The following is a 16,531-nucleotide window of genomic DNA, read 5'->3' as shown; positions in this document are numbered from 1 at the left end:
CCTGTCCATCGCTGGTGCCGTGTCACCGCGGCTCGTTGCGGAAGACCTTGCCCCCCTTCATCACGAACCGCACGTCCGCCAGTACCGACATGTCGTCGAGTGGGTTGCCCGGTACGGCGATCAGGTCCGCGAGCAGGCCCTCCGCGACGCGCCCGCGGTCGTCCACGTCGATCAGCTCGGCCGCGTTGACCGTCGCCGCCCGCAGCACCTCCAGCGGTTCCATGCCCCGCTCGACGAGAGCGACCATCTCCTGGGCGCCCCGCCCGTGCGGGATCGCCGGGGCGTCGGTGCCCACCGCGATCCGGACGCCCGCCTTGGCGGCCCTGGCGACGACGGACCGGGCGTGCGGGAACACCTCGGCGGCCTTGGCGCGCAGTTCGGGCGCCGCCCGGGACACGTCCATGCCCTCGATCAGCGCGGTGGTCGGCACGAGGAAGGTGCCGCGCTCCGCCATCAGCGCGATCGTCTCGTCGTCCAGGAGGAAGCCGTGCTCGATGCAGTCGATGCCCGCCTCCACCGCCGAGCGCACCGCGTCCGCGCCGTGGGTGTGCGCGGCCACCTTCAGCCCGCGCCGGTGCGCCTCGTCGACGATGGCCCGCAACTCCGCGTCGGAGTAGTGCTGCGCGCCGGGGGTGCCCGTGTGGGACATGACGCCCCCGGACGCGCAGACCTTGATGAGCCGGGCCCCGTGCTTGATCTGGTACCGCACGGCCTTGCGCACCTCGTCGACCCCGTTGGCGACGCCCTCCTCCAGGGAGAGCGGCATGATGCCGGGGGCCAGCGCCCCGAACACGCTCGGGTCCAGATGGCCGCCGGTCGGGGTGATCGCGTGGCCGGCGGGGACGATCCGGGGCCCCTCGATCCAGTCGGCGTCGACGGCCCTGGCGAGGGCGACGTCCAGCAGATAGCCACCGGTCTTCACGAACAGCCCGAGGTTCCTGACCGTGGTGAAGCCCGACCGAAGGGTGCGCCGGGCGTTGCCCACCGCCCGCAGCATGCGCAGCGGTGGATCGTCCTGGACCATCGACAGGACCGGGGTCTCCCCCCGGCCGCCCATCAGGAGGTTGACCTCCATGTCCATCAGGCCGGGCAGCAGGGTGACGTCCCCAAGCTCCAGGACGTCACCCCCGGTGTCGGCGCCGGCCCGCGTGATGCGGTCGCCGTCGACATGGACGAGGCCGGGTTCCTCGAACTCCCCGGTCTCGACGTGCAGTACACGCGCCGCCCTGAGTGTGACCACGACCGGTCAGACCCTGGGTTCGACGACGAGGTCCATGTAGGCGGCCCCACTGTCCGGCACCCGGGCCTGCTTCCACACCTCGACCGGGAACGAGACGTTCACCAGGGAGAACATCAGCAGGAGCAGATTGCGCTCGGGCTCCGGCAGTTCGTCGAGGGGGAACCTGTCGAGGTGGTCGGAGGCGTGCTCGAGGAGCGGGAACGCCGCGTCGTAGAAGGCCTGCATGTCCTCCATGGAGCTGGCCAGCCGCTTGCTGTAGCGGTCCCGTTCGGAGGCGAGGACCCAGGCGGTGAACGGTTCGAGCGCCGCGAACTCACTGGGCAGCATCGGTGTGCTCCTTGACGTGGTCGGCGACCGTCTTGTGCAGATGGCGGAGCAGCAACTCCTGGTCGCAGAGCGGGAATTCGGTGACGACCCGGCTCTTGAGCATGGTCTGCGTGGCCTCCAGGGTGTTGCCGTCCTGGAGGGCGTACTCCTTGAACGTCACCGCCGCGAGTTCCTGCTTCAGCCGCTCCCGCGCCGTCCTGGCGGGTACGAAGTACAGGTTGGCCTCGAAGATGTGCTTGTCGACGGCCGTCGGCCAGTAGTGATAGGTCAGGTACCAGCCGGGCTTCCAGATCAGCAGCGTCATGTTGGGGAAGAACTCGAAGGAATCGTTCCCCCACGCCCGGTGCGCGCCCGGGTTGAGGCCCGGCGGAAGGGGGTCGAGCCCCTCGATGTCGGGCGCCTCCCACGGGCCGAACAGGCCGCTGCGCAGCACTCGTTCGATGGGCTTGACGATGCTCAGGTCCTTGGGCGGGGACATGCCTCCCCAGGACGAGATCATCGAGTGCGGGCTGTGGATCTCGTAGTGCAGCGCTTCGTATCCGACGTTGAGGAGCTTGTCCGCCTCGTCCTTGACGGCCTGCTTCATGTGCAGGACGGGAGCGTGGTAGAACTCCGCGAACGCGTCGATGAACAGCTTCCAGTTGCTGCCGATCTCGGCCTTGTACGTGAAGACCTCGGTCATCTCGTGGAAGGGATAACCCTCAAGGCCCTTGGCCAGATCACCGAGGTACTCCCGCAGCGGCAGCGCGTTCGGGTCCAGGTTGACGAAGACGAAGCCTTCCCAGACCTCGCAGCGGACCTGCTTGAGCCCGTAGTCCGACTTGTCCAGGTCGAAGAACTCCTGCTCCTGCTGTACGAAGGTCAGCTCGCCGTCGAGGCTGTAGCGCCAGGCGTGGTACTTGCAGGTGAACTGACGGCAGGTGCCCTTGACCTCCTCGTTCGGGAAGTCGTTCCACACCAGCTTGTTGCCGCGGTGCCGACAGATGTTGTGGAAGGCGCGGATTTCCTTGTCCTTGCCCCGCACGATGATCAGCGAGGTGTCCGCGGCCGCGAGTTCCTTCGTGAAGTAGCTGCCGGACTTCGGCACCTGTTCCACGCGGCCGACGTTCAGCCAGGTCCGCTTGAAGACGGCCTCCCGCTCGGCCTCGTAGTACGCGGGGTCGATCGAGTCCTCGTAGTTCACGGGGCTCGTGCCCAACTCGGGGTACTGCTCGGTCCAGCTTCCGGCCGCCGGCTTGGCGAAGTGTGGCATGATCACTCCCTTCTCCAAAATGAGAATAGCATTCTCATGCCTGGCTATTGAAGTTCTCGTCAGGGATTCCTGGATCCAGTTCGACCTCGAAGGTGTTCAGGGCCGTGGCCAGCACCCCGTAGGTGCCCACGGTGAACACCAGGTCCATGAGCTGGCGGTCGTCCAGGTCCGTGGCGAGTGCCTGGTAGGTCGCGTCGGACAGTCGCGAGTCCGTCTCCAGCTCGTCCACGGCCCGGTTGAGCGGTGTGGGTGCGCCGGTCCGGACTAGGCCGATCTCGTCGTCGGTGAGTCCGGCCCGCCGGGCGATCAGGACGTGCTGCGCCCACTCGTAACGGCACCGCCGCCGCCATGCCACCCGCAGGATGACCAGCTCACGGGTGCGTTTCGGCAGGGTCGACTCGACCAGCAGGTACTTGTTGAACTCGAGGAACGCCTTGGCCAGGTCGGGGTGGCGGGCCAGCAGGCCGAGCGCGTTCGAGGGCGGTTTCCGCGCGTCGGGGGCCGAAGTGCCGAGCGCCTTGAGGTACTCGGTGTGCGGGAGCGGGGTGATGCGGCGCGTGCGGTTCACGTGTTGCGCCCGCCGTTCACGCCCAGGATCTGCCCGGTGATGTAGCCGGCCTCCTCCGAGATCAGGAACGCGCAGGCCGCGGCGATGTCCTCGGGGCGCCCGACCCGCCGTACGGGAGTGCGCTGGATGTGCTCCTCGACGGTCCCGCCGAGCAGTTCGCGCGACTCCGCCTTGCGGAGCATGGGGGTGTCGATGAAGCCCGGCGGCACGGCGTTGACGGTGATGCCGGCCGGGCCCAGTTCGAGCGCGAGTGACTTGGTCAGGCCGTTCACCGCCGACTTGGCGGCGACGTAGTGCGTCATGAACTGCTGCCCGGACTGCGCGCTGGAGGAGGAGATGTTGACGATCCGCCCCCAGCCGGCTTCCAGCATGTCGGGCAGCGCGGCCTGGACGCAGTGGAAGACGCTGCTGAGGTTGACGTCGACGACCCGCTGCCACGCGGCGAACGTCAGGTCCTGGAAGCGTTTGTAGCCGGCCATTCCGGCCGCGTTGACCAGGACGGTGACCGGCCCGAGCCGCTCCCGGACGGCCGTCAGCGCCTCGTCCACCTGGGCCCGGTCGGTGACGTCGGCGACGCGCGAGAACGCGGGGCCCGAGTCGGAGGGGTTCAGGTCGAGCGTCGCGACGTGATAGCCGTCGGCCTTCAGCCGCTCGGCGACGGCCAGCCCGATTCCGGAGCTGCCTCCGGTGACAACTGCGGTCTTCATACGGTCTCCCACGTCGTGCGGTCGCCGTCCTGCCGGTCGTGGCCCGGGGCCGGACCCGACACCCTCGCGTCATTCATGGAAATGCTCCTTCCTGAAGCGAGAATGATATTCTCACTGCTGGCCTCCGGGAAGTGTCGTGCGGATCTCGTGTCAGCGCTACTGGGGTCGATGGCGGTGGGTCCAGGCCTGTCGGCCACCCCTCAACTCGCTGTGATGCTGCACATTCTCGCGTTCGGATGGTTGATTTGCTGAAACTGAGAATGTAGTTTCCGCCACATTGGAGCAGGCCGCCTTCCGAGCAAGGAGACAGGATGCGGTTCCAGGACAAGGTGGCGATCGTCACCGGTGCGGGACAGGGAATCGGCGAGGACTACGCGCGGGCGCTGGCCGCGGAGGGCGCCCGCGTCGTCGTCGCCGAGATCAACGAGGAGCAGGGGCAGCGGGTCGCCAAGGACATCGACGGGGCGATCTTCGTCAAGGTCGACGTCGGGGACCCGGAGTCCGCCGAGGCGATGGCCGCCGCCACGGTCGCGGAGTTCGGCCGGATCGACTACCTGGTCAACAACGCCGCGATCTACCACAGCATGAAGCGCGACGGCATCACCACCGTCGACCTCGGCTACCTCAACCGGTTCCTGCAGGTGAACCTGATGGGCGCGGTCTACTGCACCAGGGCGGTCGTCCCGCACATGACCGAGGGCGGCGCGATCGTCAACCAGTCGTCCACCGCCGCCTACATGGTCTCCGGGTACTACGGCCTCGCCAAGGCCGGCATCAACCACCTCACCGCCTCGCTCGCCGCCGAACTCGGCGGCCGCGACATCCGGGTCAACGCCATCGCGCCCGGACCGACCGACACCGAGGCCACCGGCACCGTCCTGCCGAAGGAGCACCAGGCGGCGATGGCGCAGCGGCTGGCGCTCGGCCGGATGGGGCAGCCGGGCGATCTCACCCCGACCGTGCTGTTCCTGCTCTCCGACGCCGCGGGCTGGCTGACCGGCCAGGTCATCGCCGTCGACGGCGGCCAGGGGGTCCGGCTGTGAAGCGGCAAGTCATCGACGTACAAGGGAGTTCGCGGTGAAGCGGCTGCTCATCGACGGATCGCTCGTCGAAACCGAGAACACCTTCCCCTCACTCAACCCCGCCACCGGCGAGATCCTCGACCACGCCCCCGACGCCACGGTCGCCCAGACCGAGGCCGCCGTGGCCGCCGCCCGCCGCGCCTTCGACACCACGAACTGGTCCACCGACGTCCAGCTGCGCATCCGCTGTCTCGACCAGCTCCACCAGGCGCTGACCGACCACCTGGAAGAGCTGCGTGAGCTGACGATCGCCGAGGTCGGCGCACCCCGCATGCTCACCTACGGACCCCAGCTGGAGGATCCCGTCAAACTGGTCCGCTACTACGCGGACCTGCTGCGCAAGTACCCCCTGACCGAGGACCTCGGCGAGGTGGAGATCCGTGGGCAGCGGCACCGGCGCTGGGTGGAGAAGGAGGCCGTCGGGGTGGTCTCCGCGATCACCGCGTACAACTACCCCAACCAGCTCGCCCTCGCCAAGCTCGCCCCCTCGCTCGCCGCCGGCTGCACGGTCGTCCTCAAAGGCGCCCCGGACACCCCCCTCACCACGCTGTTCCTCGGTGAACTGATCGCCGGGCACACGGACATCCCGCCCGGCGTGGTCAATGTGCTGACCTCCACCTCCGTGGAGGCCGCCGAGGTGCTCACGGGCCACGCCGACGTCGACATGGTCTCCTTCACCGGCTCCACCGCCACCGGCCGGCGGATCATGGAGGTCGCCGGCCGCACGGTGAAGAAGGTGTTCCTCGAACTCGGCGGCAAGTCCGCGATGATCATCCTCGACGACGCCGACTTCGACACCGCCGCCATGTTCGCGGCCGGCACCATCTGCTCCCACTCGGGGCAGGGCTGCGCCCTCACCAGCCGACTGCTGGTGCCACGGGCCCACCACGACGAGATCGTCGGGAAGGTCGCCGCCGTCCTCACCCGGATGCGCCTCGGCGATCCCGCCGACCCCAAGACCTTCGCGGGCCCGCTGATCAGCGCCAAGCAGCGCGACAAGGTCGACGGCATGGTCCGACGGGCTGTCGCGGCGGGCGCGAAACTGGTCACCGGCGGCACGTTGGTCGACCCCGGCTTCTACTTCACGCCCACCCTGCTCACCGACGTCGACCCCGACAGCGAGATCGCACAGGACGAGGTCTTCGGACCCGTGCTCGCGGTCATCCCGTACGACGACGATGACGACGCCGTCCGCATCGCCAACAACTCGGTCTACGGACTGTCCGGCGGGATCCAGAGCGCCGACGAGGACCGGGCTGTCGCCCTGGCGCGACGCATCCGCACCGGCACGTTCAGCATCAACGGCGGCAACTACTTCGCCGCGGACGTCCCGTTCGGCGGCTACAAGCAGTCCGGGATCGGCCGGGAGAGCGGCATTCCCGGACTTGAGGAGTTCCTGGAGTGCAAGTCCTTCGCGGCGGTCGTCCGGTGAGGCCCCTGGAGGGAATCAGGGTCCTCGAAGTCGCCATGTACGGCTTCGTCCCCTCGGCCGGCGCCGTGCTCGCGGACTGGGGCGCCGACGTCATCAAGGTCGAACACGCCGTCAACGGCGACCCGCAGCGCGGACTGCGCCGGACCGGAACGTTCGTCGTCGAGGGTGATCCGAACCCCAACGTCGAGCATGCCAACCGGGGCAAGCGCAGCCTCGGCCTGGACATCTCCAAACCTGCGGGCCGCGAGGTGCTGTACGACCTGGCCGGGCGCGCGGACGTGTTCCTCACCAGCTTCCTGCCCGGACACCGTCAACGGTTCGGTATCGACGTGGACGACATCCGCGCCGTCAACCCGGACATCGTCTACGCCCGGGGGAGCGCCCTCGGGCCGCGCGGCCCCGAAGCGGTCAAGGGCGGCTACGACATGACCGCCTTCTGGTGCCGGGCCGGCACCGCCGCAAGCATCACCCCGGCAGGCATGGAAGGCATGATCAGCCCGCCCGCGCCCGCCTACGGGGACACCATCTCCGGGACCAACCTCGCCGGCGGCATCGCGGCGGCGCTACTGCGGCGTGAACGCACCGGGGAGGCCTCCGTCGTCGACGTCTCCCTGCTCGGCAGCGGCGTCTGGGCCATGGGGCACGCCACCGCGCTCTCCCTCCACCTCGGCCGGCCCTGGGGTGCGCCACCCGCGGGCGCCCACGGCTCCACGGCCAACCCCCTCTCCGGGCTGTACGCCACAGCCGACGGCCGCTACCTGGCCTTCGTCATGATGCAGCCCGGCAAGTTCTGGGCCGACGTGTGCCAGCACATCGACCGCCCCGAACTCGCCGACGATCCCCGCTTCGCCACCGCCGAACTCATCGCCGCCAACACCGAGCAGGCCGTCAAGATCCTGCGCGAGGCGCTCGCCGGCCGCACGCTCGCCGAGTGGACGAAGCGCTTCGCCACCCTCGCCGGACCCTGGGCCCCCGTACAGGACACCCTGCAGGTCGGCGAGGACGCCCAGGTCCGGGCCAACGAGTACCTCGTGACGGCCGGCGAGCTCGAACTCGCCGCCAGTCCCGTGCAGTTCGACGTCACCACCCCCGTACCGCTCGGGCCCGCGCCCGAGTTCGCCGCCCAGACCGAGGAGATCCTTCTCGAACTGGGCCTGGACTGGACCCGCATCCTCGAACTGAAAGAGGCGGGCGCGGTCACCTGATCACCGCACCTGGGTGATTCCCGCACTTCCAGAACCACTCCATCGGGAGGACCGATGAGACGTCTGCTCATCGCGACCGCGACCGCCACCACGCTCGTCCTGGCCCTGGCCGGGTGTTCCGACCGCTCGACCCCCGCAGCCGGTGCCGGTGAGCCGTCCACATCCGCGTCCGGCGCCGCCGCGAACGCGGACTTCGGCACACTTAAGAACGTCTGCCACTCCGGCAGCCCCAAAGCCGTGACCGAACAGGGAGTCACCGGCAGCGAGATCAAGGTCGGTGTCTTCAGCGACGTCGGGTTCACCAAGAACCCGGAGTTCGTCAACGCGGCGAAGGTGTTCACCTCGTGGTGCAACGCCGCCGGCGGCATCAACGGCCGCAAGATCGTCCCCGTGACCCGCGACTCCAAGCTCATGGAGGTCCAACAGCGGATGATCGAGGCGTGCAGGGACGACTTCGCCCTCGTCGGCGGCGGCGCCGCCTTCGACGGCCTCGGCGTCAAGGCACGGCTGAACTGCCTGCTGCCCGACTTCCCCGCGCAGTCCAGCACCATCAACGCCCTCGGCGCCGACCTCCAGGTGCTCGCTCAGGGCGCCGGAGTCGGCTACGCCCCCTACACCGGCTACTACACCTGGCTGATCAAGGAGGCCCACCCGACCTCCGCCCAGCACGTGGGCGTCATCTCCGGCGACGTTCCGATCACCAAACTCATCGCCGCACAGGTCAAGGAACTGATCCCCGCGATCGGCGGCAAGGTGACCTACTCGGACGTCTATCCGGCGGCCGGCGTATCCGACTGGACGCCCTACGCGCAGAGCATCAAGAGCAAGAAGGTCAAGGGCCTCATCTTCAACGGTTCCTTCGCCGAACTCGCCAAACTGGAACAGGCGTTGACCAACACCGGTTACCAGCTCGACTGGATCGACACCAACAACAACGCCTACGGCCCCGCCTTCCTCCAACTGGCCGGCGGCTCCCTCGCCAAGCAGACCAACTACGCCGACCTCAGCGGCGTCGCCCCCCTGGAGCAGGCCGCCGACAACCCGGCGACCAAGCAGGTCCAGGACCTGTTCGCCAAGTACGCGCCCGACGCCCAGGTCACCCTGCCGGCCCTGCGCTCCTTCACGGCCTGGCTGCTCTTCGCCACCGCGGCCGGTCAGTGCGACGACCTCACCCGCAAGTGTGTGTACGAGAACGCGATGAAGCAGACGGAGTGGACGGCCGGTGGTCTGCAGGCCCCCATGGACCTGACGAAGGTCACCAACCCGCCCAAGTGCTTCAACGTCGTCAAGGCGACCGACAAGGGCTGGACCGTCGCCGATTTCAAGCCGGATCAGGGCTCCTACCGTTGCGACATCCCGGCGTACAAGTACAAGGGTTCCTACGGCAAGCCGATGACGCTCGCCGATGTCGGCAAGTCGATGGCAGACCTCAAGTAGCCCCAGAACAAAGGTAGTTGCGGCAGGAAGCCTGAAGTGCGGCAGAAAGGAATCAGGTCGTGAAGGTACGGGTCGACCCGGAGCGCTGTCAGGGCCACACGCTCTGCGCCATGCGAGCTCCGAAGGTGTTCGAGCTCAGCGAGATCGACGGTCACTCGTCGGCGATCAACGAGGAGGTTCCGGACGACCAGCAGGACCAGGTCGTCGAAGCGGTCAGGTCCTGTCCGGAACGCGCGATCTTCGTTTCCTGAAGGGGAGAACAACCACACGATGACCACGGACGATGACGACGCCGACCGTAAGAAGAACACGGTCCACTTCGACCGGCACACCCCCGAGTACCGGCACCAGTTCACCGAGACGACCCACGAGCTTCAGTCCAAGTGTCCGATCGCCTGGACCGAGACGCACGGCGGCCACTGGGTGGCCAGCGGCAACCGTGAGGTCTTCGAACTGGCCAGGGCCGCGGAGTTCATCTCCAACGACCACGATGTGAGGGGGGAGCGGCGCGGATACCAGGGCATCACCATCCCGCCGCCGTCCAAGGAACGCGGGCAGGTGCAGGGCGGGTTCCTGGAGATGGACCCGCCCGAGCAGCGCCATTACCGTCAGTCGCTCAACCCCTACCTCTCCCCGGCGGCCATCAGCCGCTGGATCCCGGTCATCGACGAGGTGGCGCGGGCCGCCATCGACGAGAAGATCGAGTCCGGCCGCATCGACTTCGTCGACGACCTCGCCAATGTCGTCCCGGCTGTCCTCACCCTGGCGATGATGGGTATCCCGCTCAAGGACTGGACCGTCTACAGCGAGCCGGCCCACGCCTCCGTCTACACCCCGCCGGGCTCGCCCGACATGAAACGGGTCGCCGAGATGGCCCGGGACATGGGCGTCGGCCTGGCCAAGGCCATCGCGGAGATCCGCGCCAACCCCAGGCCCGGACTGGTGGACGCCCTCATCCACGCGGACATCAACGGCAAGACCCCGCCGGACAGTGAACTCCTGGGTGTACTGGCTCTGTTGATCGGCGGTGGCTTCGACACCACGACCGCGCTCACCGCGCACGCACTGGAGTGGCTCGGGGAGAATCCCGCTGAGCGGGACCGCCTCAGCCGCGACCGGGACACCCTGCTGGACTCTGCCACGGAGGAGTTCCTGCGGTTCTTCGCACCCGCCCCGGGCGACGGACGCACGTTCTCCGCCGACTGCGAGATCGCCGGAACACGCTTCAAGGAGGGAGAACGGCTCTGGCTGTCCTGGGCGATGGCCAACCGCGACCCCTCCGTCTTCCCCGACCCCGACACCGTCAACCTGGAACGCCCGGCCAACCGGCACAGCAGCTTCGGCCTCGGCATCCACCGCTGCATCGGATCCAACGTCGCCCGTACGGTCTTCAAGCGCATGGTCACCCAGGTGTTCGACCGTATGCCCGACTACCGGTGCGACCCGGAGGGCACAGTGCACTACGAGACCATCGGCATCATCCAGGGCATGCGCCACCTCCCGGCGACCTTCACCCCGGGCCCCCGGCTCGGCGCGGGACTCGACGAGACCCTGGAGAAGCTGCAGGGGGTCTGCGACGAGCAGCGGATCGCCGAGCCGGTGACGGTCCGCAAGGCGAAGGCGCAGATCGCCGAATGACCGACGAGACACCCGACATGTCGGGGCGGGCCGCGCCGGAGATCACGGAGGAGAACGCCTTCTTCTGGACCTCCGGCGCGGACGGCCGGCTGCGCCTGACGGAGTGCGGGTCCTGCGCGGCCCTCATTCATCCGCCGCAGCCGGTGTGCCGCTACTGCCACGGGCACGAGACCGGCGTGCGGGCCGTCTCCGGCTTCGCGACCCTGATTGGCTTCACCGTCAACCACCGTTTCCCCGCACCCGGGTTGCCGACCCCCTTCGTCGTCGCCCAGGTCGCCGTCGAGGAGGACCCCCGGGTCCGCCTCACCACCAACGTCGTCCAATGCGAGCCCGAACAGCTTGAGTTGGGCATGCGTATGGAGGTCGTCTTCGAGCGGGCCGGGGACGCGTGGCTGCCCCTGTTCCGTCCGGCGGCCGATCAGGAGACCCTCGCGGCCCTCCCCACGGACGAGATCGAGCCCGGTCAATTCCGGTCCCGGGTAAGGCCGATGGCGTCCTCGGAGAAGTTCGAGGACAAGGTCGCGATCACCGGAGTCGGCGCCTCGGAGATAGGGCGCCGTCTCCTCGTACCGCCCCTGTCCCTGACGGTGAAGGCCTGCGAACGCGCTGTCACCGACGCCGGGTTGACGCTCGACGACATCGACGGTCTGGCGGCCTACCCGGGCGCCGGGGCGTACGGCGGCTTCGCCGAGGGCGGAGTCACCGCACTGGAGGCCGCGTTGGGCATACGGCCCACCTGGTACAACGGCGGCAGCGAGACCTTCGGCCCCGGCGGCTCACTGGTCGCCGCGATGCTCGCGGTCGCGGGCGGCCTCGCTCGGCATGTGCTGTGCTTCCGTACGGTCTGGGAGTCGTCGTACGGCGAACTGGTCAAGCGCAGCCGGATCGCCCCGCCCGGCGGCAGCACGGCGGCGGGCTGGATGAAGCCCTTCGGCGCGATCTCGGCCTCGCACACCCTCGCCATGAACGCGCAACGCCACTTCGCCCGCTACGGCACCACCCGAGAGACCCTCGGCTGGATCGCCCTCAACCAGCGGGCGAACGCCGCGCTCAACCCCACCGCGATCTACCGCGACCCGATGACCATGGACGGCTATCTCCGGGCCAGAACGGTCACCACGCCCTTCGGGCTGTACGACTGCGACGTGCCGTGCGACGGATCGGTCGCCGTGATCGTGTCCGCCGTGGACGCGGCACGGGACCTCGCGAAACCGCCCGTCCTCGTCGAGGCGGTCGGCACCCAGATCCTCGAACGCATCGAGTGGGACCAGAGCACCCTCACCCACGAACCCCAGGTGCTCGGCCAGTCCGCCCACCTGTGGACCCGCACCTCGCTGCGGCCGACGGACGTCGACGTCGCACAGCTCTACGACGGCTTCACCTTCAACTGCCTCTCCTGGATAGAGGCGTTGGGCTTCTGCGGGATCGGCGAGGCCAAGGACTTCCTGGACGGTGGCAAGAACATCGCCCGCGACGGACTGCTGCCCCTGAACACCCACGGCGGACAGCTCTCGCACGGCCGCACCCACGGCCTGGGGCTGGTCCACGAGGCGATCAGCCAACTGCGCGGTGAGGCCGAGGCCCGCCAGGTGCGGGATGCCCGGGTCGCCGTGGTCAGCACCGGGGGACTCACTCCCAGCGGTGCGATCCTTCTCCGGACCGACACATGACCGGTGCCTCACGCGTCGTCGTCGACGTGGACGGCATCGCCGTGTCGGCACTGGTGCGGGAGGCACGGCAGCCACGCGCCGTCGTCCTCGCGCTGCACGGCGGTGCCGCCTTCTCCGGATACTTCGACTACCCGGACCGCCCCCGGCTGTCCCTGCTGCGTACCGGCGAGGCCCTCGGCTTCACCGTCATCGCCATCGACCGTCCGGGATACGGGAGTTCAGCCCCGTACGCCGACGAGTTCACGTCCCCGGAGCGCCGCGTCGACGTTGCCTACGGGGCCGTGGAGCGCCTCCTCGTAGCCCGTCCACACGGCGCCGGTGTCTTCGTGCTGGCCCACTCCATCGGCAGCGAACTCGGGGTCCGGATGGCCGCCGACGAGCGGCGCGGACCGGACCTGCTCGGCCTGGAACTGGCCGGCACCGGACGCCGCCACCACGACGACGCGGCCGGGATTCTCGGAGACTGGCGGCGCAGACCGCCGAACAGAGGGGTGCGCGACCTGCTGTGGCAGCCGTCCCGCCTCTACGCGGACGACGTGGTCGGCGGCGCCCGTATCGCCTCGCGCTCACCCGCGTACGAAGGTGTCGTCGCCCGGAGCTGGATCGAGACGTTTCCGCAGCTCGCGCCCCTGATCCGGATCCCCGTCCACTACACCCTCGGCGAACACGAGCGGGTGTGGAGCTCGGGTCCCTCGGCGCTCGCCGACATCGCCTCCCTGTTCACCGCGTCGCCCCGGGTCGCCGTCGACGAACAGACGGGCGGCGGACACAACTTGAGCATTGGGTTGACGTCTTTGGCCTATCACCTCAAGGTGCTGTCGTTCGTTGAGGAGTGCGTGCTCGCACGCGAGGAAGCAGAAGCGGCAGCGGCGGCACAAGCCGCGACACGGCAGCAGGGGAGAGCGAGTTGACGAACGCGGAAGCGGTCGCGGTGCTGGTCGTCAGAGTGGTCCTGGGCGTCATCATGATCGCGCACGGGCTCAACCACTGGCGGGGCGGCGGAAGGATCGAGGGTACGGCCCGCTGGTTCGGCGGGCTCGGGCTGCGGCACGGCACGCTGCAGGCGTGGATGAGCGTGGTCACCGAGGTCGGCGCGGGCGCGCTGCTGGTCCTCGGACTGTTCACGCCGCTGGCCTGTGCGGCGGTGGTCTCGGTGATGCTGGTCGCGGGGCTCCTCGCCCACCGGCCCAACGGGTTCTTCGTGTTCAAGGACGGCTACGAGTACGTCCTGATGCTGGCCGCGATCTCGCTGGCGCTCGGAGTACTGGGGCCCGGCAAGGTCTCCCTGGACCACGCCGCCGACATCGAGGTCACCGGCTGGGCCGGAGGCGGCATCGCCCTCGGGGTGGCCGTGGTGGCCACGGCGGGGCTGCTGGCGACCTTCTGGCGGCCCGAGCGTCCGGAAGCGGCCGCGAGGGCGGAGGACCCGGCGGTCACCGGAGCGGCGGGACAGGAGACCGGCTGATGCGGGTGGGGTTCATCGGACTCGGGAGTCGGGGCGGGCCCATGGCACGGCGGATCGTCGACGCCGGGTTCACGACGACGCTGTGGGCGAGGAGACCCGCCTCGCTCACCCCGTTCGTCGGGACCCCTGCTCAACGTGCCGTCTCCGCAGCCGAGTTGGCGGCGGCAAGTGACCTCGTGAGCGTCTGTGTCGGTGACGACGCGGACGTCGAGGAGGTCATCGCAGGCGACGAGGGGGTGCTGGCCGGGCTGCGGCGCGGCGGAGTGATCGCCGTGCACAGCACCGTCCACCCCGACACCTGCCGCCGGCTCGCCGACCGGGCCCGGCTGCGCGGCGTCGCCCTGGTCGACGCGCCGGTCAGCGGTGGCGGCGGGGCGGCGTCCGAGGGGCGGCTGCTGGTGATGGTCGGCGGCGAGTCCGGGACCGTCGCGTTCTGCCGACGGGTGTTCGAGACCTACGGCGATCCGGTGGTCCACATGGGCCCGGTGGGCTCGGGGCAGGTCGCGAAGCTGCTCAACAACGCCCTGTTCACGGCGAATCTGGCGACCTCCGCCGACGTACTCGCCCTCGGGCGCACCCTCGACGTGGACCCGGCCGGACTCGCCCACGTCATCGCGCACGGCAGCGGGGCGAGTTTCGCGCTGGGCCGGGTCGCCGCGGCCGGAGGCACCCTCGACCGGATCGCCGTCCATGGCGGACCGCTGCTGCGCAAGGACGCCCGGCTCCTCGCGGACCTCGCCGAAGGAGCCGGCACCCCGGCGGGCGCGACCGTCATGCGGACCGCCGGCGACGCCCTCGCCGTCATGGCGCGGACCGACCGGCCACTGATCTCCGCAAGGCGCGCCCCAGGATAATCGTCATGCCTGGAAATGGCCTTCTCAATAATGAAGAGCGTTGCTATCGTCAGCCGTCAGGGTGACGAAGGGAGCCGTACAGGCCGTGAACGACTTCGAGGCGATCGACTTCTTCCGGGACGAGGGGGCCGTCGCGGACCCCTATTTGTACTTCGAGGCCCTGCGCGGCCAGTGCCCCGTGCTGCGGGAGAACCATCACGACGTGATGATGGTGACGGGCTACGACGAGGCCGTGCAGGTCTTCAGCGACTCCGAGACCTTCTCCTCGTGCGTGTCGGTGACGGGCCCCTTCCCGGGGTTCCCGGTCCCGCTGGAGGGCGACGACGTCAGCGAGCTGATCGAGCGCCACCGGGACGAACTCCCCATGAGCGACCAGCTGCCGACGTTCGACCCGCCCCTGCACACCGCCCACCGCGGGCTGCTGATGCGGCTCATCACGCCGAGGCGCCTCAAGGAGAACGAGGCGTCCATGTGGCACCTCGCCGACGCCCAGCTGGACGAGTATCTGGCCGCCGGGGAGGGCGACTTCATCGGTGGGTTCGCCGGCCCGTTCACCCTGCGGGTCATCACCGACCTGCTCGGCATCCCCGAGGCCGACCGGGACGAGTTCGCCGAGAAGCTCCAGAGCCGCCCCCACGCGGAGGGGGGTGTCGGCAGCACCCAGGGCGAGATGGCCCACACGCCGCTGGAGTACCTGTACGAACGCTTCGCGGCCTATGTCGAGGACCGCCGCAGGGAGCCCCGCGACGACGTGATCACCGGCCTCGCCATCGGCACCTTCCCCGACGGTTCGACCCCCGAGGTCGCGGACGTCGCCCGCGTCGCCACCAACCTCTTCGCGGCCGGTCAGGAGACCACCGTCCGGCTGCTGAGCAACGCGCTCAAGATCATCGCCGAACAGCCGGAGATCCAGGCGCTGTTGCGAGCCGAGCGGGACCGCGTCCCGAACTTCATCGAAGAGGTGCTGCGGATGGAGAGCCCCATCAAGGGCGACTTCCGGCTCTCCCGCGTACCGACCACGGTGGGCGGGGTCGACATCCCGGCCGGCACCACGCTCATGGTCCTGAACGGCGCCGCGAACCGCGACCCGCGCCACTTCGAGGACCCGCAGACCTTCGACGCCACACGGCCCAACGCACGCCACCACCTGGCGTTCGGCCGCGGCGTCCACACCTGCCCCGGCGCGCCCCTCGCCCGGGCGGAGGGCCGGGTGGCCATCGAGCGCATCCTCGACCGTACGACCGACATCAGGATCTCCGAAGCAGCGCACGGTCCCGCCGACGCCCGCAGGTACCGGTACCTGCCGACGTACATCCTGCGCGGACTGACCCACCTCGGCCTGGAGTTCACCCTCGCAGAGGAGCCCGTCCGATGAAGGCCGCCGTGGACGAGGACCGCTGCCGGGGGCACGGCGTGTGCTGGACGCTGTGCCCCGAGGTCTTCGACCTCACCGACGATGGATACGCCGAGGTGCTGGTGCCGGAGATTCCCGCCGAACACGAGAGCGCGGTGCGCACCGCAGCCGGCAGTTGCCCCGAGCGGGCCATCGTGCTCAGCTGAGGCCCGCCGGCACATCGACCCGTTCGCCACATCGATACGAGAGGACAGTGCGGATGCCCAAGGGATACGTCATCGTCACCGAGTCCATCAAGGA

Annotated in this window: 17 protein-coding genes; 12 read left to right on the top strand and 5 right to left on the bottom strand. The window is 69.2% G+C overall.

Annotated features, from left to right (window positions below; genetic code table 11):
* Positions 1-22: 22 nt before the first annotated feature.
* The 5 genes from STRTUCAR8_RS46750 to STRTUCAR8_RS46730 are packed head-to-tail and all read right to left on the bottom strand — an operon-like array spanning position 23 to position 4,094.
* A complete protein-coding gene (locus STRTUCAR8_RS46750; protein WP_006383542.1) occupies positions 23-1,240 on the bottom strand; it encodes a metal-dependent hydrolase family protein in 1,218 nt (405 codons plus the stop codon).
* Between the two features lie 6 nt (positions 1,241-1,246).
* Complete coding sequence (locus tag STRTUCAR8_RS46745; RefSeq protein WP_006383534.1) at positions 1,247-1,567, bottom strand: hypothetical protein; 321 nt, start codon at positions 1,565-1,567, stop codon at positions 1,247-1,249.
* On the bottom strand, positions 1,554-2,819 hold the full coding sequence (locus tag STRTUCAR8_RS46740) for an aromatic ring-hydroxylating oxygenase subunit alpha (protein ID WP_006383540.1): 1,266 nt from the start codon (positions 2,817-2,819) through the stop codon (positions 1,554-1,556). The genes STRTUCAR8_RS46745 and STRTUCAR8_RS46740 overlap by 14 nt, the downstream gene beginning before the upstream one ends.
* Before the next feature lie 34 nt (positions 2,820-2,853).
* Complete coding sequence (locus tag STRTUCAR8_RS46735) at positions 2,854-3,387, bottom strand: carboxymuconolactone decarboxylase family protein (protein WP_006383541.1); 534 nt, start codon at positions 3,385-3,387, stop codon at positions 2,854-2,856.
* Entirely contained in the window at positions 3,384-4,094 is a 711-nt protein-coding gene (locus STRTUCAR8_RS46730) for an SDR family NAD(P)-dependent oxidoreductase (protein WP_044474088.1), read from the bottom strand. The genes STRTUCAR8_RS46735 and STRTUCAR8_RS46730 overlap by 4 nt, the downstream gene beginning before the upstream one ends.
* Before the next feature lie 311 nt (positions 4,095-4,405).
* Between STRTUCAR8_RS46730 and STRTUCAR8_RS46725 the strand changes: the two genes are divergently transcribed.
* The 12 genes from STRTUCAR8_RS46725 to STRTUCAR8_RS46670 all read left to right on the top strand — a co-directional run bounded on the left by STRTUCAR8_RS46725 (position 4,406) and on the right by STRTUCAR8_RS46670 (position 16,437).
* Positions 4,406-5,137, top strand: a complete 732-nt coding sequence (locus tag STRTUCAR8_RS46725; protein WP_006383539.1) for an SDR family oxidoreductase — start codon at positions 4,406-4,408, stop codon at positions 5,135-5,137.
* Positions 5,138-5,171: 34 nt separating this feature from the next.
* Positions 5,172-6,608 carry an aldehyde dehydrogenase family protein gene (locus tag STRTUCAR8_RS46720; RefSeq protein WP_006383544.1) on the top strand — a complete coding sequence of 479 codons (1,437 nt, stop codon included), beginning with the start codon at positions 5,172-5,174 and terminating at the stop codon, positions 6,606-6,608.
* Positions 6,605-7,813, top strand: a complete 1,209-nt coding sequence (locus STRTUCAR8_RS46715) for a CaiB/BaiF CoA transferase family protein (protein ID WP_044474087.1) — start codon at positions 6,605-6,607, stop codon at positions 7,811-7,813. Before STRTUCAR8_RS46720 ends, STRTUCAR8_RS46715 begins: the two co-directional genes overlap by 4 nt.
* Positions 7,814-7,867: 54 nt before the next feature.
* Entirely contained in the window at positions 7,868-9,250 is a 1,383-nt protein-coding gene (locus STRTUCAR8_RS46710) for an ABC transporter substrate-binding protein (protein ID WP_006383538.1), read from the top strand.
* A 59-nt stretch (positions 9,251-9,309) separates the two neighbouring features.
* The gene (locus tag STRTUCAR8_RS46705; protein ID WP_006383531.1) at positions 9,310-9,501 is read left to right on the top strand and encodes a ferredoxin; all 192 of its coding nucleotides are present in this window, start codon (positions 9,310-9,312) and stop codon (positions 9,499-9,501) included.
* A gap of 19 nt (positions 9,502-9,520) precedes the next feature.
* Entirely contained in the window at positions 9,521-10,888 is a 1,368-nt protein-coding gene (locus STRTUCAR8_RS46700; RefSeq protein WP_006383535.1) for a cytochrome P450, read from the top strand.
* Entirely contained in the window at positions 10,885-12,558 is a 1,674-nt protein-coding gene (locus STRTUCAR8_RS46695; protein WP_006383529.1) for a thiolase C-terminal domain-containing protein, read from the top strand. The genes STRTUCAR8_RS46700 and STRTUCAR8_RS46695 overlap by 4 nt, the downstream gene beginning before the upstream one ends.
* Positions 12,555-13,469 (top strand): alpha/beta fold hydrolase, encoded by a 915-nt coding sequence (locus STRTUCAR8_RS46690; protein ID WP_006383533.1) that lies wholly within the window; start codon positions 12,555-12,557, stop codon positions 13,467-13,469. Before STRTUCAR8_RS46695 ends, STRTUCAR8_RS46690 begins: the two co-directional genes overlap by 4 nt.
* Complete coding sequence (locus STRTUCAR8_RS46685; RefSeq protein WP_006383545.1) at positions 13,466-14,023, top strand: DoxX family protein; 558 nt, start codon at positions 13,466-13,468, stop codon at positions 14,021-14,023. Before STRTUCAR8_RS46690 ends, STRTUCAR8_RS46685 begins: the two co-directional genes overlap by 4 nt.
* Complete coding sequence (locus STRTUCAR8_RS46680) at positions 14,023-14,877, top strand: NAD(P)-dependent oxidoreductase (RefSeq protein WP_006383537.1); 855 nt, start codon at positions 14,023-14,025, stop codon at positions 14,875-14,877. The genes STRTUCAR8_RS46685 and STRTUCAR8_RS46680 overlap by 1 nt, the downstream gene beginning before the upstream one ends.
* A gap of 85 nt (positions 14,878-14,962) precedes the next feature.
* A complete protein-coding gene (locus STRTUCAR8_RS46675; protein WP_044474089.1) occupies positions 14,963-16,252 on the top strand; it encodes a cytochrome P450 in 1,290 nt (429 codons plus the stop codon).
* Positions 16,249-16,437, top strand: a complete 189-nt coding sequence (locus STRTUCAR8_RS46670) for a ferredoxin (protein WP_006383536.1) — start codon at positions 16,249-16,251, stop codon at positions 16,435-16,437. The genes STRTUCAR8_RS46675 and STRTUCAR8_RS46670 overlap by 4 nt, the downstream gene beginning before the upstream one ends.
* Positions 16,438-16,531: the final 94 nt, after the last annotated feature.

The sequence above is a fragment of the Streptomyces turgidiscabies Car8 genome (genome assembly GCF_000331005.1).
GTDB lineage: Bacteria > Actinomycetota > Actinomycetes > Streptomycetales > Streptomycetaceae > Streptomyces > Streptomyces turgidiscabies.
Note: the sequence above shows the minus strand (reverse complement) of the source record. Positions and strands in the feature narration are given on the sequence as shown.

Excerpts from the sequence above, each read along its gene's own strand:
- STRTUCAR8_RS46745 (WP_006383534.1), bottom strand. The coding sequence starts at position 1,567 with ATGCTGCCCAGTGAGTTCGCGGCGCTCGAACCGTTCACCGCCTGGGTC.
- STRTUCAR8_RS46740 (WP_006383540.1), bottom strand. The coding sequence starts at position 2,819 with ATGCCACACTTCGCCAAGCCGGCGGCCGGAAGCTGGACCGAGCAGTAC.
- STRTUCAR8_RS46730 (WP_044474088.1), bottom strand. The coding sequence starts at position 4,094 with ATGAAGACCGCAGTTGTCACCGGAGGCAGCTCCGGAATCGGGCTGGCC.
- STRTUCAR8_RS46725 (WP_006383539.1), top strand. The coding sequence starts at position 4,406 with ATGCGGTTCCAGGACAAGGTGGCGATCGTCACCGGTGCGGGACAGGGA.
- STRTUCAR8_RS46710 (WP_006383538.1), top strand. The coding sequence starts at position 7,868 with ATGAGACGTCTGCTCATCGCGACCGCGACCGCCACCACGCTCGTCCTG.
- STRTUCAR8_RS46700 (WP_006383535.1), top strand. The coding sequence starts at position 9,521 with ATGACCACGGACGATGACGACGCCGACCGTAAGAAGAACACGGTCCAC.
- STRTUCAR8_RS46695 (WP_006383529.1), top strand. The coding sequence starts at position 10,885 with ATGACCGACGAGACACCCGACATGTCGGGGCGGGCCGCGCCGGAGATC.
- STRTUCAR8_RS46690 (WP_006383533.1), top strand. The coding sequence starts at position 12,555 with ATGACCGGTGCCTCACGCGTCGTCGTCGACGTGGACGGCATCGCCGTG.
- STRTUCAR8_RS46680 (WP_006383537.1), top strand. The coding sequence starts at position 14,023 with ATGCGGGTGGGGTTCATCGGACTCGGGAGTCGGGGCGGGCCCATGGCA.
- STRTUCAR8_RS46670 (WP_006383536.1), top strand. The coding sequence starts at position 16,249 with ATGAAGGCCGCCGTGGACGAGGACCGCTGCCGGGGGCACGGCGTGTGC.